At 36.2% G+C, this 15,560-nt stretch carries 14 protein-coding genes; 10 read left to right on the top strand and 4 right to left on the bottom strand.

The features are described 5' to 3' along the window. Positions 1-107: 107 nt before the first annotated feature. The 3 genes from AC5YGG_RS18605 to AC5YGG_RS18595 form a co-directional block, all read right to left on the bottom strand. Positions 108-815, bottom strand: a complete 708-nt coding sequence (locus tag AC5YGG_RS18605) for a hypothetical protein (protein WP_496145930.1) — start codon at positions 813-815, stop codon at positions 108-110. Positions 816-1,098: 283 nt separating this feature from the next. Beyond that, positions 1,099-1,947, bottom strand: a complete 849-nt coding sequence (pheA, locus tag AC5YGG_RS18600) for a prephenate dehydratase (RefSeq protein ID WP_496145929.1) — start codon at positions 1,945-1,947, stop codon at positions 1,099-1,101. A 140-nt stretch (positions 1,948-2,087) separates the two neighbouring features. Continuing rightward, entirely contained in the window at positions 2,088-2,516 is a 429-nt protein-coding gene (locus AC5YGG_RS18595) for an acyl-CoA thioesterase (protein WP_496145928.1), read from the bottom strand. Positions 2,517-2,652: 136 nt separating this feature from the next. On the opposite strand from AC5YGG_RS18595, the gene dnaA reads away from it, so the two are divergent. The 5 genes from dnaA to AC5YGG_RS18570 all read left to right on the top strand — a co-directional run bounded on the left by dnaA (position 2,653) and on the right by AC5YGG_RS18570 (position 7,053). Further along, complete coding sequence (gene dnaA, locus AC5YGG_RS18590; protein WP_027372814.1) at positions 2,653-4,107, top strand: chromosomal replication initiator protein DnaA; 1,455 nt, start codon at positions 2,653-2,655, stop codon at positions 4,105-4,107. 101 nt (positions 4,108-4,208) lie between these two features. Continuing rightward, positions 4,209-4,658: a low molecular weight protein-tyrosine-phosphatase gene (locus tag AC5YGG_RS18585; protein ID WP_496145927.1), complete on the top strand. Its 450-nt coding sequence runs from the start codon at positions 4,209-4,211 to the stop codon at positions 4,656-4,658. 6 nt (positions 4,659-4,664) lie between these two features. Beyond that, on the top strand, positions 4,665-5,165 hold the full coding sequence (locus tag AC5YGG_RS18580; RefSeq protein ID WP_496145926.1) for a nuclear transport factor 2 family protein: 501 nt from the start codon (positions 4,665-4,667) through the stop codon (positions 5,163-5,165). Positions 5,166-5,169: 4 nt separating this feature from the next. Beyond that, complete coding sequence (locus tag AC5YGG_RS18575; protein ID WP_065393905.1) at positions 5,170-5,868, top strand: SAM-dependent methyltransferase; 699 nt, start codon at positions 5,170-5,172, stop codon at positions 5,866-5,868. Between the two features lie 117 nt (positions 5,869-5,985). Next, positions 5,986-7,053: a DUF2891 domain-containing protein gene (locus AC5YGG_RS18570; protein WP_496145925.1), complete on the top strand. Its 1,068-nt coding sequence runs from the start codon at positions 5,986-5,988 to the stop codon at positions 7,051-7,053. Between the two features lies 1 nt (position 7,054). On the opposite strand, the gene AC5YGG_RS18565 is transcribed toward AC5YGG_RS18570, so the two are convergent. Next, positions 7,055-7,528 carry an Mpo1 family 2-hydroxy fatty acid dioxygenase gene (locus AC5YGG_RS18565; RefSeq protein WP_496145924.1) on the bottom strand — a complete coding sequence of 158 codons (474 nt, stop codon included), beginning with the start codon at positions 7,526-7,528 and terminating at the stop codon, positions 7,055-7,057. 73 nt (positions 7,529-7,601) lie between these two features. Between AC5YGG_RS18565 and AC5YGG_RS18560 the strand changes: the two genes are divergently transcribed. The 5 genes from AC5YGG_RS18560 (at position 7,602) to AC5YGG_RS18540 (ending at position 15,511) form a co-directional block, all read left to right on the top strand. Beyond that, positions 7,602-8,447: a helix-turn-helix domain-containing protein gene (locus AC5YGG_RS18560; protein WP_496145923.1), complete on the top strand. Its 846-nt coding sequence runs from the start codon at positions 7,602-7,604 to the stop codon at positions 8,445-8,447. Positions 8,448-8,536: 89 nt separating this feature from the next. Then, a complete protein-coding gene (locus AC5YGG_RS18555; protein ID WP_496145922.1) occupies positions 8,537-9,847 on the top strand; it encodes a TolC family protein in 1,311 nt (436 codons plus the stop codon). A gap of 24 nt (positions 9,848-9,871) precedes the next feature. Then, complete coding sequence (locus AC5YGG_RS18550) at positions 9,872-10,996, top strand: HlyD family secretion protein (protein WP_496145921.1); 1,125 nt, start codon at positions 9,872-9,874, stop codon at positions 10,994-10,996. A 94-nt stretch (positions 10,997-11,090) separates the two neighbouring features. Continuing rightward, the gene (locus AC5YGG_RS18545) at positions 11,091-12,683 is read left to right on the top strand and encodes an MFS transporter (protein WP_496145920.1); all 1,593 of its coding nucleotides are present in this window, start codon (positions 11,091-11,093) and stop codon (positions 12,681-12,683) included. Positions 12,684-13,300: 617 nt separating this feature from the next. Beyond that, positions 13,301-15,511, top strand: a complete 2,211-nt coding sequence (locus AC5YGG_RS18540) for a TonB-dependent receptor (RefSeq protein WP_496145919.1) — start codon at positions 13,301-13,303, stop codon at positions 15,509-15,511. The last annotated feature ends 49 nt before the right edge of the window (positions 15,512-15,560 follow it).

Raw genomic sequence — 15,560 nt, 5'->3', positions numbered from 1 at the left:
ATAGTTTTTATCAAATATAGAGAATGTGTACGATATACTCCTAAAAAATTAGCCCGTTACAAGGTAGTAACGGGCTAACGGTATAGATAACTAACAATATGTTCTTACTAATTGGATACTTTGTAAATGTAGAATGAAGAAACAGTAGATGCTAGGATATTTAAGTCTAGAAGGTTGCTCCCTGTAAGTCCAAAACTTACTTTGTCATTTGCCTGGAAAGAGTATAATGAGTTTATACTAGACTCAGATATCGTTAAACTTACTAATCCTAAATCAATACCTGTAAATGGTCGGCTGTCTATAACTGTTCCTACTCCAGATCTTGTTCTTGCTATTCCAATACCATATCCATTTACTAGAAGGTTTGCTTGTAGTCCGGTTCCATATCGGAAGCTATATCCTATCATATAAACTCCTGTAGATGGAATAATAAAAGAACCGTCTGAATCAGAAAACATTGCTGCAGATCCTATTGTTCTTTCAGCTGCCAGGAAATTTACAGGTCTGAAGGTGGATGGAAATAAAGTAACGTTTACAAGGCTTATTCCAGTTGTTTTTTTTGCAGCATACATTCCTGAATTGACATTGGCTGCCCCTATTAATAGTTGAGGATCCACGGTATATACCTGAGTGGTCCCTTGGTTCACTCCTAAAATCTGATACCCTGTTAGAGCTGGAGCCGCCGGAGTATCTCTTACTTTCAAAGTACCATTTACGTCAAGGGTTGCTGAGGGGGAAGCTGTGTTAATTCCAACTTGGGAAAATAACGGTAATGTAGCAAACGCTACCATTAAGCTGTAGATTTTAGTTTTCATGATCAAGATTTTAATTTAGTTAAGCAAATATACAATAAAAAATATACCCACCATTGTGAATTGTTTAAAATTAACGTTAATATGATAAAATATATTTAAACATATGTTTGTATTTTAATCCATTTTGTGAAATAATATAAATACGCATTGTGAATTATTAATCACCAAATGGTGGGTAACAGCATTATTATCAATTTAATATCACTTTTCAGTGTATTATTTTTATGCATTAAAAAAACACTGTATGTCCAACAGTGTTTTTTTGAGTTATTATTTAAGGAATTTAGCTTTCCAGTAAAAATTCTTTATAATTTCCAAGAAAATCAACATTTGCTTTGATAGATTCAAGCTCTTTTAGCGCATTTTCATGGAGTATATCATGCCAAGGTCCCTCTACATTGATGAAGAAAAAGTAATTTCCGAGTCCTGTTTTTAAAGTTCTTGATTCAATTTTACTAAGATTCATCTTTCTCCAGGCGAAAACAGACAGAACCTGATGCAGTCCTCCTGGATGATCTTCCGGAAGTGTAACCAGCATACCTGATTTTTCTCCTAACGTTTCAAGACGGCTGTTGTCATATTTATTCTGTTGTTTTGAAATGATAATAAAACGGGTGTGATTCTGCTCAAAATCCTGAATATTGCGATTGACAATATTTAATCCATATAAATTTGCCGCAAACTGATTAGCTACGGCTGCAATTTTAAGATCCTTATTCTCCGCAACATATTTTGCCGCTGCAGCAGTTGATGAAAAATCCTGCTTAGGAATATTCTTATAATGACTGTCCAAAAAATGAAAGCTTTGCGCCAATGCCTGTGGATGCGAGTAAATTCTTTCAATATCCTCAACAGTATTTTCAGGATGAATCATCAGGTGATGGGCAATAGGCATTACTGCCTCCGCTTCAATTTTAATAGCAGGAGTCTTATATAAATAATCCAGCGTCATTGAAACAGTTCCTTCTATAGAATTCTCCAAAGGGACTACAGCTTTGTCTACTTCTCCGTTTTCTACAGCACTAAAGCAATCAAGAATACTAGCCTGTGGTAAAATCTCTTCATCAGGAAAAAGCTGGGCAGTGGCAAGCTGTGTAAAGCTCGCATGAGGTCCCAAAAATGCAATCTTCATAATATTTATATATAAGGTATAGTTGTATAACAGTACAAAGGTGCGAATTAATTCACAAATAGACTCAAGGTTTTAATGAATAGAATAATAAGTTGATCCATTCGCTTTCACTTTGTTCCTTTTCGTTTTATCCAGTATAGTTATAAACTGCTTTTTATTGTTTTGTTCCAGTTTGTTTCGATCAATTCCATTAAAAAGTCGGGACATTTAATTACTTTGTTGGTCTGGGCGTCTAAAAAGAATAGAGTAGTAGATGCTTCTGTGATTTTAATATGCTCTTCATTGTAAATTTCATATTCAAATTCAATTCTCACACCCGGAATTTTTTTGACATAAGTATGAATTTCTAATTTTTGATCATACAAAGCTGGACGAATATACTTAATTTTGTACTCCGAAACCGGCAGCCAAATTCCTTGGTTTTCAATTTCATCGTATGAAATTCCTATGCTTCGGAAGAGCTCAACCCTGCCAACTTCAAAGTACTCAGCGTAGTTACCGTAGTATACATATTTCATTGGATCTGTTTCTGCGTAACGTACTCGTATTGAGTGTGTTGTGTGTATCATTTTAGGTCTTAAATTATACATACAAATATATTTTTAAATAATCAATACCCGCAATATTTTTTTTTAAAAAGAAAATATTGGACCTTTGTCTCCCTTCTAAAAACAGTACAAACAAAGAATAATCAGGGCATAAAAAATGGATGACAATTTAATGATGATATGGCAGAAGTGCCTTCAGTTTATGCGCGATAACTTGAACGCAGCTGAAGATAATTCTGACCTGAAAAAACTTGAAAAATCTTTCGATATGTTATTTGATAAGGTGCAGCCTCTTTCATTAGTGGCAAACAACCTTACACTTATCGTACCGAGCGATTTTTACAAGGAATATATCGAGGACAATTACCTGTCCTTGCTTTCTGCTGCCCTGAAGAAAAATGTAGGAAAAGGAGTAAAATTATGGTATTCTGTAATGGAAAACAGACCGAAAGGTGAAGAAAAACCAGTTACCATGAACATGAAGGGACAAAGCGTTCCTACTCCAAAAACACAGGAAACAATGCCACAAGGATTCTCAGCTAATATTGTAAACCCTTTTGTGGTTCCTGGAATTAGAAAAGTAAATATTGATTCAAACCTTAAGCCTGACTATTCTTTTGATAGTTATGTAGAAGGTGAAAGTAATAAATTTGCAGCTACAGTAGCAAGATCAATCGCTAAAAGACCTGGAGCTACAGCATTCAATCCATTGTTCTTATATGGAGGATATGGAGTGGGAAAAACTCACCTTGGACAGGCAGTTGGTCTTGAAGTAAAAAACCAGTTTCCTGATAAAGTAGTTCTTTACTTATCTTCAGAAAAATTTATCCAGCAGTTTATTTCAGCTGCTAAAGCACATAAACAAACAGAATTTGCTAATTTCTATCAGATGGTAGATGTATTGATTATCGATGATATTCAGTTCTTATCTGGTAAATCTGCAACTCAAGATAGTTTCTTCCACATCTTTGATCATTTACATCAAAACGGAAAGCAGATCATCCTTACTTCAGATAAAGCTCCTGCAGACATCATGGATATTCAGGATAGAATTGTTTCCCGTTTCAAATGGGGACTTTCTGCGGAAATTAAATCTCCGGACTTATCTACAAGAAGACAAATTATTGAAGATAAATTAAGCCGAGACGGAATTGTACTTCCGGGAGATATGCTTGATTTCCTTGCCGCTGAAGCAAAAACAAATGTAAGAGAGCTTATCGGAGTTATCAACTCGGTAATTGCATATTCTACAGTTTATAAGAGAGATTTAAGTCTTGAACTATTAAAAGAAACGATCAACAGAATTGCAGCCAACCAAAAGAAGGTGATCAATATCCCTTACATTCAGGAGGTGGTATGCGATTATTTCGGAATCAAAAAAGAACAGCTTTTATCCAAGACCAGAAAAAGAGAGATTGCATTACCAAGACAACTTGCAATGTATTTCTCAAAAGAGTTTACCAACTCTACATTCACCAAAATCGGTGAGGAAATGGGCGGGAAAGATCACTCAACAGTAATGTATGCTTGTGATACCATTAAAGATGTATCTAAAATTGATAAAGAAATCAAGAAATACGTTAAAGATCTTACAGAAAGAATTAAGCAGTAAAATATTGTAAGCTAAAAATAAATTAAAATGGAGAATAGAAGTATTCTTCATTTTTTATTTAGTTTTGTGGCAGAAACAGATGTTTATTAAAATACCAGATTATGAAAATCCTGATGGTTTGTCTCGGAAATATATGCAGAAGTCCTTTGGCTGAAGGAATTATGAAAACAAAAGTGCCGGAAAATTTTGTGATAGATTCAGCTGGAACTATTTCATTACATGAAGGTGAACATCCTGATAAAAGAGCTATTAAAACCGCAGCCAATCATAATGTAGATATTTCTAGACAGAAATCAAGACCTATCAACAGAACAGATTTTGAAACCTTTGATAAAATCTACTGTATGGATATCGATGTATTCGAAGATGTAGTTTCCAAAGCTAAAAATGAGGAAGAACGTCAGAAAATATCCTTATTTCTGGAAGTATTAGGAGATCATGAAAATGCTGAGGTTCCGGATCCGTATTGGGGTGATATGAAAGATTTTGAAGAGGTTTACCAACTTTTGGATAAAGGATGTGATGCCATTACAAACCAAATCTTAACATAAATAATCATGAAAAAACTGCTTTTACTGCTTTTAGTAAGCTTTAACTTATCTTTTGCTCAAACCAAAGATGAAATGGAGATCCGTAAAGTAATGGAAGACTTTATGGGTTGCATCAAAACCCGGGATGAAGCCAAGTACCTGTCTTTGTTTCAGGAACCTGTACTTTGGACCGGAATTTATAAGGACCGGACACAGGCGAAACGTCTGGAAAAAAATCCTAAGGCAGATTATTACTTTGCCGATGATTATAAGGCTTTCATTAAAAGCTTTAAAGATGATAAATCTGAAGAAAAATTTGACAATATTAAAATCGTTGAAGATGGGGCTATAGCATCTGCCAATTTCGATTACAGTTTTTGGTACGACGGAAAAATGGAAAACTGGGGAAAGGAAATCTGGACGCTGATGAAAATCAACGGAATCTGGAAAATAACTTCTGTTACCTTTTCTATGGATCTTACAAAATATTTCCCTCAGCCTTCATTAAACGAAAGAATTAAAAAATAAAACAATGCTTTTTTTACTCCCTGCTTACTTATCAGAAAATACTTCTATCACTCATTTTGCACCTGTAATTAAGGAATATATCATGCAAACTGATTACTTCTTCGTGGAAAATGAAAAAACAGCCAGAAAGGTGGTTAAATTTTTCGCTCCCGAAAAAAAACAGGCAGACCTGAAATTATTTTTATTAGATAAGTACACAGAAAACGCAGACATCAAAGAAGCACAACAGCTGATGCTGAAAGGGCAGGACTTTGGATTGCTTTCTGAAGCTGGATTACCGTGTATCGCAGATCCTGGAAACTTAATGGTAAAATGGTGTCATGAGAAAAACATCAGAGTGATTCCTATTTCCGGACCGTCGTCTATTATTCTTGCTTTGATTTCCAGTGGATTCAATGGTCAGGAATTTACATTTCATGGCTATCTTCCGATTGATAAGGGAGAAAAAAAGAAACAGATCCAACACTTGGAAAGTCTGGTTCAAAAAACAGGGTATTCACAGATTTTTATGGAAACTCCGTACAGAAATAATCAGCTTATCGAAGATCTTACCAAGTTCTTATCGCCTAATACAAAGCTTTGTATAGCTGCAAATATCAATGATCCGGAACATGAATTCATCAAAACAAAAACGATAAAAGACTGGCAAAAGCAAAAACCGGAATTACATAAAGTTCCCGCTGTGTTTGTACTTGGAAAGTAATTTATTGATACAGAAGGGGAATTTATTATTGTATATAAGCTAGACTTAATCGTTTTATCACGTAAGAAATTTCGTGATTTATCATTGAAAATGTGAATTATTTTCTATTTTTAATACATGAAAAAAAGTCTTTTAGCATTCGCGTTTTTACCATTTGTGATGTATGCTCAGGAAGTTCCGAAGCTTACCGATGAGATGGCATTAAAATTAGCCGATAAACCGCTTCATTGTATCAATCAGGAGTATCCAAATAAAACGGCACATATCATTAACAATGCAGGGGAAGTTCCTTTAACTCCCAAAGATCTGCACCCAAGCTTTTATGGCTGTTTTGACTGGCATAGCTCTGTTCACGGGCACTGGATGCTGACCAGGCTTTTAAAGACAAAACCTTCTCTTTCCAATGCAAAAGAGATTGAGAAAATTCTTGATGAATCTTTCCAAAAGGAGAAACTACAGACAGAGACATATTATTTCACAAAATATCAATTGACAGGAACGTTTGAAAGAACTTACGGCTGGGCTTGGATACTGAAGCTGGATGAAGAACTGACTAATTGGGATCATCCGAAAGCAAAGATATGGCATCAGAATTTAAAGCCTCTTACCGATCAGATTCTGAAATCCTGGAAAGCTTATCTTCCGAAGCAAACCTATCCGAACAGAACCGGAGTTCATCCAAATACAGCATTTGCAATGGCATTTGCAATGGATTGGGCAAGAGCGAATAAAGATAAGGAGTTCGAAAATCAATTGATAGAAAAGGCAAAATATTTCTTTTTAAAAGACCAGAAAACACCAGCCTATTTAGAGCCTGACGGTTCTGATTTCTTTTCGCCAAGTCTTGAAATTGCCGATCTGATGCGAAGAGTTCTGCCTCAAAAGGAATACGTAACATGGCTGAATAATTTCTATGAAAAAAGAAGCCTTGAGAATATAGAACAAATCCCTGTTGTAAGTGATCTAAGCGATTATCAGACCGTTCACCTTGTAGGATTATCCTTTTCCAAAGCATGGTGTATGAAAGGTATAGCAAAAGCACTTCCTGCCGGACATCCGTTGAAAAAAGATTTTCAGAAAACAGCCGATGTATTTTTAGCTAATGGCTTACCATTGCTGTTTCAGGGAAATTATGGCGGAGATCACTGGCTGGCAAGCTTTGCGGTATATGCACTGGAAGATTAGATTAATATCTTATCCCCGTTTTTTTAAGAATAAAGCCTAAAAGCCAGATAGGACCAATCAGAAGAAACTGTAAGTCCTTCAGGAATGAAGGCTTTTTTCCTTCAATTTTATGTCCTATAAACTGAAAGATCCATGTCACTATAAAAACACTCAGGTAAACTGTCCAGGATTGTTTACCGAAATTAATATTGGTAAGGTAAATCAGATGTTCAGTCAATGACATGATAATAAGCATTACGATTCCGATCAAGAGTGAAAGTCTTACATAAAAGAGACTTATTAAAATAATAGTTATTATACTTATGATACTGATACATCCAAAGTAGGACAGACAGAAGTGCGGGGAAGGGATCAGAGAAATAAAGCCAAGAATGCTACAGAAAATTAAAGGAACACAAATCCAGTGAATGAACTTGTTCGTCGCATTTCTATGGCTTTTGCTGTATTCTGCAAATAATAAATCAACCTTTCTCATATTGACAGGAATTGGATGAATGCTAAAATAATAAAATTTTGTAATCAGTGAGAAGTTTGCTTACATTTGTGCTATGTCTGCCTTAGAAAAATTCGGAGTTGAGATTTTTACACAGCGAAATATTTTTGAGAGAATTGCTGTAGATAAGCCATTCCGTCCGGATAATCCGGCATTTATCTTTATTAAATCAGGAAAAATAAGACTTCGTCAGCACTTCAGTGACCTGGAGGTTTCTGCCAATATGTTTATGGTAACCGATCCCCAAACTATTTATGAAGTGGTCTCGGTGACGGATGATTTTCAATCCAGAATGGTTTCTTATAAAAGAGAATTTATTTCTGCTTTATCTCTAAAGTTCAACAGGCTCATCACCTATCGTTATTTCAGACAGCAGATGAATAAGGGAGTCCCTTTTCCTGAAAATGAAATGGAAGTCGTTTGGAAAAGTGTCAATTTTCTCAAATATATTCTTGATTCTGAAACAGAAATGCTGTACAAGAAAGAAATGGTAGAACATCTTTTTTCAGTGTTCTGCTATCAGATGGCGGGAATTATTTCCAAAGAAGATAACAACTCTTTGAATCAGATGTCTAGACAGGAGGAGATTGTTTTTGTTTTTCTTACAGATCTGGCAGAATATCATCTTACAGAAAGAACGGTAGAGTTCTATGCCGCAAGACAATCCATTACAACCAGACATCTTTCATCAGTGGTGAAGTCCATTACAGGAAAATCTGCAAGTCATATTATTGCTTTGATAGTCATCAATGAAGCAAAAGTACTTCTGAATTCGTCTAATAAACCTGTTTCAGAGATCTCATCAGTCCTTGGTTTCAGTGATCAATACTCATTTTCTCACTTTTTTAAAAAGCATCTGGGAGTAAGCCCTACCCAGTACAGACATCAGTTTGAAAACTAAAATCTTACATTTGAACATCTTTTTCCAGAAATCAAACATTTGATTGAATTTGTTATTCTGCTAACTTTGCATCTGTAAAACAAGGTAAAATGACAAAGAAAATAAAAACAGCACTATCAGTTTTGATAGCAGCTTTTCCTGCGCTGTTTTTTTCGCAACAAGTGAAACAGATGACCGCAGGTGAGATTGCTGAACTGGCAGTTCAGAATCATCAGCAGTTGAAGGTTTCGGCTTATAATATTGATATTGCCAAACAGAATATTAATGTTGCCAAGCTTCAGAAACTTCCTACTATCACAGCATCTACAAGCCAATTCTATTTGGGGGATGCCGTAGCAATCGATAAAGATTTTTCAAATTCTACAAAGATTCCGATGCCTCATTACGGAAGTTCTTATGCTGTACAGGCTACCCAATTAATCTTTAAAGGAGGATTGGTAAATAAATCTATTGAAATGGCTGGGCTTCGTGAACAGCTTTCTGAGTTGGATCTCGAAAAAAACAAACAGGATGTGAAATTTTTAGTAATTTCAAACTATCTGGATGTTTATAAAATCATCAACCAGGAAGAAGTATTTCAGAATAACAAAAAATTGGCTCAGGAACGTCTTAAAAATATCCAGAAGTTTTATCAGCAAGGAATGGTAACCAGAAATGAAGTCATTCGTGGTGAACTTGCCCTTAAAAATTTGGATCAGGGAATTCTAACGCTTTCCAATAATAGAAAAATACTTAATTATAATTTAAATATTGCATTAGGTTTATCTTCTGATACTGAAATTGTTCCTACTGAAAATTTAGAGAACAAAGAGGCAGGAATCGGGATGGATTATTATATTAATCTTGCCCACGACAGCAATCCCATGTTGAAATCAGCTCAGAAAAATATTGCTGTTGCAGATAAAAATATTGAAATTATAAAAACGGACAATATGCCTACAGTGGCAGGGTTCGGAGGATATACTTTACAAAGACCAATTACTACGAGAAATCCTGTCTTGGATATGTATTCTGGAGGATGGCAGACAGGAGTTTCTCTTAGTTACAATATAGATAACCTATATAAAACCAAGGAAAAAGTAAAATTAGGTGAACTGCAGAAAAACCAGGCGAATGATGCGATGACATTGGTGCAGCAGAATGTAGATATGGGAGTGAATGCAGCTTATACAAAATATCAGGAAGCTATTCAACAGGCAGAAATTCTGAATGATTCTAAAAGGCTGGCGGAAGAAAACTATAAGATTACGGAAGCCAAATATCTGAATCAATTGGCAGTACAAGCCGAAATGATTGATGCACAGAACCAGAAATTACAGTCAGAGCTGGATTATGCCAATGCAGAGATCAATGTTTTGTATCAATATTATAACCTTTTGAAGTCTACAGGGACCCTTTAATTTTTTAAAACTGAAATCAACACAATGGAAAACAAGGAACAAACTACTCAAAATACAACTCCAGCTCCGGCTCCGGCAAGACCAAGCGGGGAAGGCAAAAAAAAGCAGAACAACAAAAATAAAATCAGAGCGATCATTTCTAATATCATTGCCTTTCTGGTCATCGGTTTCGGATTGTTCTGGCTTATACGTGAATACTTCCATATCGGAAACAAGACATATACAGAAGCCGCTCAGGTAGAAGAATTTATCAACCCGATCAATACAAGGGTTTCTGCTTATATCAAAGAAATTAAATTTATCGAGCACCAGAGAGTAAAAAAAGGAGATACTCTTGTTATTCTTGACGAGCGTGAAATCCTTACACAGTTGGGACAGGCTGAAGCTGCTTACCAAAATGCAATGGCTCAGAAAACTGCTACAAGTTCTTCTGTAAACACGGTTTCCAATAACATTAATGTAATGGAATCTAATATTGCGGGAGCAAAAGCAAGACTTTGGAATGCTGAGCAGAATTTAAACAGATATAAAAACCTTTTAGCAGCGGAAGCGGTTACAAGACAACAATATGATCAGGTAAAAACCGAATATGATGCACAAAAGGCTGCTTATGAAACACTGGTAAACCAAAAGCAATCAGCAAACCTTTCCACTACTGAAGTGAAAAGCAAGTTGGGAATCAATGATGCAGAGATTAAAAGAACGAAATCTGCGCTGGATATGGCGAGAATCAACCTTTCTTATACCGTTATTACAGCTCCTTATGACGGAGTGATGGGGAGAAGAACCATTTCGGAAGGACAATTGATTCAACCCGGACAGCAAGTGGCAACAATTGTATTGAACGGTCAGAAATGGGTAACAGCCAATTTCCTTGAAAGCCAGATGCCGAATGTTAAAGTTGGAGAGAAAATGACGATGACGGCTGATGCTTTGGGTGGACAAAAATTTGAAGGGGTAGTGACTGCCGTTTCAGCTGCTACAGGATCAAGATATTCAAGCGTTCCTACAGATAACTCTACCGGAAACTTTATCAAAGTACAGCAAAGAATTCCTGTAAGAATTGAGTTTACAGCTTCCAATAAGAAAGAAGATCTGGACAAGCTAAGTGCAGGGATGAACATGAATGTGAATATTAATAAAGACTAAAAGATATCAGAGGTCAGATTTCAGACTTGATGTGATGAATAAAGAATGGATTGGGAAAGTCTGTTATCTGATATCTGTAATCTAGTATCTAAATATGTACAACAAAGGATTATATAGCGATTGGGTGCCCAAACCCGTACAACTGCTGCTGATCGTATTGCTGCTTGCTGTGGTAATGCCGATTGGTGGGGTGTATACAGGGAACATCAGTTATCTGGTGAGTGGTACCGGTGCTATGACAGAATATTTTATGTGGGCGAATTATGCCACCACAATAGGAATGGGAGCCTGTATGCCTGTAGTCCTCAGATTTAAAATGAGGTTTAAGGTAAGGGATAAAATGGTATTGCTTCTGGTTCTTTTAGGATTACTCAGTTATATCAATTCAACGACATTGCAGCCGATGATCTTCGTGTTTTCCGCTTTATTGATCGGGTTTATGAAGATGATGGTAACGATAGAACTTTTTTTGCCATTAATGGTAATGATCGGAAACAGAGGGATGTTTTATGGAGTGTTCTATACTTTTGTTCTGGTGATGAATCAGGTAGCAGCTTATTACGCCGCAGATTTTTCACTTCTGTACAATTGGCAGCAGTTTTATATTTTCACAGCCGTGCTATGCTTTATATTAGCATTGATACACTGGATTTTTATGCATGATAAATACTTTGCTTTAAAAGTACCTTTGCATTATATTGACTGGTTGAGTATTCTGCTATTTATCTTTACGTTTATGTTTTCTGCTTATGTGTATGCATTTGGAAGACAACAAGACTGGTTGAACTCAAAGAATATCATTAATGCCAGCATTGCCGCTTTTGTAAGTTTTGCATTGCTTTGCATTCGTCAGTTAACATTAAAAAGACCCTATCTTTCATTCAAGATTTTTACAAAGAACAATGTACAGCACGGTTTATTCATGTTGTTTTGGCTGGGAATGTTTTTAGGAACCGCTTCTATTCAAAATACTTTTGCTGTGGGAGTTTTGGGATATGATCAACTCACCAATGCGAGACTGAGTATGCTGATGATTCCGGGGATCATTGTTGCCGGAGTTATTGCAATAATCTGGTTTAAAAAAGAAAAGCCATTGAAAATGTATATTTTTTCAGGGTTTGCAGCAATGATAGGATATGCGATCATTATGTATTTTTCCATGGTTCTGGAATTTAATTATGACAACTGGTATCTGCCTATGTTTTTAAAAGGATACGGAATGTGTTCATTGTTTATTTCCATTTGGTTCTATACATTGGATAAGCTTGAAATGAGCGAAATGCTTGCGGCAATCGGGCTTGTTTTGGTTTGGAGAACCTTTCTTGCCGTTGGTATATTTTCAACGTTGTATTCATGGTTACAGTATCGTTTTCAGGTTACTGCAATAGGAGATCTTGCTGTTTATATGGACGGAATGACGGTTACGCCTCAAAATGTAATGGCAAATATAAAAGCTATTCAGCTGAATGCCATTATCATTGCCACTAAAAAGATTTTCGGATTCATTATTCTGATCGGATTTGGAATTTTAGTATATGTTGCCACTCACCATTTCGGAGCAAAACGATTCCTGTATTTCAGATTTGTAAGAGTGCTTGGCGGTAAATCCGTTATTGCAAGAAGAAGACTTCGTGAACGCAAAAAATTATTAGAAGAAATAAAAGACGCAGCAGGTCCTGCGATATAAAGATACCTTGTTTTTCACTGTAAAATCCTGGTCCTTCATTGGGCTGGGATTTTACTCTTTTTAGGAGAGAAGGGAAGCTGGAGGCTGGAAGCGGGAAGTGATGGTGGACGGTTAACGGCTATACCTCAATTTCTAGAGGTAGACCGTTTCATATTGAGCTTAAGTTTTATAAGGAGGGAAGCTGGAGGCTGGAAGATGGGAGTGATGAAAGACGGTTAACGGCTATACCTCAATTTCTAGAGGTAGACCGTTTCATATTGAGCTTAAGTTTTATAAGGAGGGAAGCTGGAGGCTGGAAGATAGTAGTGATGAAAGACGGGTAACGGGTATATCTCAATTTTAGATAGATCATTTCATATTGATCCCAGGGTTTATAAGGAAGAAAGTTATAGACTGGAAGTGATGAGAAATGATAATCCTATTGATCAAGGCGAGAAAATTGTTGAAAAGAAGCTATGATAACTTGTAATTGTACCGATGAGATAGATAACTTCCATCCTCCAGCTTCCCTCTTCCAGCCTTTATATAAAAAAAGTGAAAAATTTCATCTTTTCTTATTTTTAATATTTCTAAATAAAAATTACCTTTGCCGGATTATAAAACTTTGAATTGAAGGAATGAAAAAGCATTATGCATTCATAGGTCTTTTGGCTTCGGGATTAATGTTCTCCCAGGCAGTTAACGACTCAGTAGTTTCTAAAGGTATTGACGATGTAGTAATCGTTGCATCCAGAAAACCAACAAAAATATCTGAAATTCCCGGTACCGTTTGGGTAGTACAGAAAGAAAAAATACAGGAACAGGCGAAAAGTGGTGTACCGATTAAAGAAATGTTATCTATTTTGATTCCAAGTATGGATATCGGTCCTCAGGGAAGAACCAATTACGGACAAAATATGAGAGGACGTTCTGCTTTGGTAATGATAGACGGAGTTTCGCTGAACAGTATCCGAGCGATCAGCCGTCAGCTAGATGCTATTGATCCATTTAACATAGAAAGAATCGAAGTACTTTCAGGAGCAAGTTCTATCTATGGCGGAAACGCCACCGGTGGTATTATCAATATTATTACGAAAACACCATCCAAAAAAGGAATCAGCGGAGAAACGGAATTAGGTGTTCGTACAGGATTTATGGGAGGTGATGATCATGATTTCCGCGCTGCACAATCTATTGCCGGTAAAGGAGAAAAGTTTTTCGGACGATTAGGGGTTGCCTACCAGCAAAATGGTGGAGCATATGGTGCGGATCAGAAGCAGCTTTTTACAGATATTACACAAACCGACCTTCAGTATAATCAGTCAATTGATATCCTGGCAACCGGAGGATATAAATTCAATGATAAGCATAAAATTACAGCTTCGGTTCAATATTATAATTCAAAATTCAATGGAGACAGGAGTTTATATTTAGGTCAGAATCTAAGTGCTTTTACTACTAAAAATGAAAATTTACTGGAGATGAGAGACGGTTTCTCTTCAGATAAAAATGTAGGAACAGAACGTTATATGGGAACAGTGGCTTATTCAGGAAATAATATTCTTGGAGGGCAGGATTTATATGTACAGTTTGCTACAAGAGGTGAGAAACTAGGATTCTATCCATTCCCTGGAAATGTAAAATTAGGAACCGGAAGCATGGCTTATATGTCCTCATCTCAGCAAGACACTTATTATTCCGGGATAAAGGCTTTATTATCAAAATCATGGCGAGGATTGAATGTAACGTATGGAGTAGATGTTGACTTTGAAAAATTCGAAGGAACACAGTCTGTCTATAATATTGGTAAAACAATGTCCAGTGGCGGCTTGATCAATGAAACTCAATTCAGCTTGGGCAGATATCCAACCAATCATTCACAAAGTTACGCAGGATATGTACAGGCGAAATATAATATTCTTCCCAAGTTACAGATCAATGGTGGCGTACGTTATCAGAATATTAAGGTAAAAGTAGATGATTTTGTCGGATCAGAACAGCAGACTCAGATAGCAATGGGGTACGGACAATCTGCATCGGCAATTCCGGGAGGAGAAAGTTCTTATAATGTAACATTGGCAAATGCCGGATTATTATACAAATTCAATGAGCAGCATCAGGTTTGGGGAACGTTTTCTCAGGGAGTAAGTCTTGCCGATCCTGCTAAATATTACGGAATTGGTAGCTATAAACTGAATGGAGCACATTGGGATGTTGTTTCAAGCATTAATGTAAAAGATCAGCCTTTACAAGCCATTAAAACCAATCAGTTTGAAGTGGGATATCGTGTAAATAAAGATGGATTCAGAGCACAGGTTGCCGGATTTTTAAGTAATTCTGACAAGACTGTAACAGTAGATAAAAAGACATTCCAGATTCTTGTCAACGATCTCAAATTAAGAAATATGGGAATTGAGGCTGAAATTTCTTATTCCATGAACAACGGAGTTTATTTTGGAGCAAGTGGTCTTTTGATCAAATCTGAAGTAGATCATAAAGGAGATTGGCAGAAACAGGAAATTTATAATGCTTCCCCGTCAAAACTGGTAACATATATTGGATATAATGTGAAAAACTGGTCATTCAGATTCCAGTCATTACAGAATTTCAAGCAGAAAGATGAGCTTAATAATGTAGTTGAAGGATATAATACATCGGATCTTATGATGGGATACAGATTCAATTGGGGAAAATTCAACCTTGGTATCCAGAATCTTTTCAATACAGATTATCAGACGATCTGGAGCAAACGTTCTCAGGTTTTATATTCAAGCTACGGAATGCCTGCCTTATTTAATTATAAAGGAAGAGGAAGAACATTTAATTTGTCCTACACTTTTGACTTTTAAAAATAAGAGAAGGCTAGTGTCTTAATCTGAATCAAATACTTTCTACAAA

This window comes from Chryseobacterium sp. CS2K3 (genome assembly GCF_059515185.1).
This window is presented reverse-complemented; position numbering and strand designations above follow the sequence as displayed.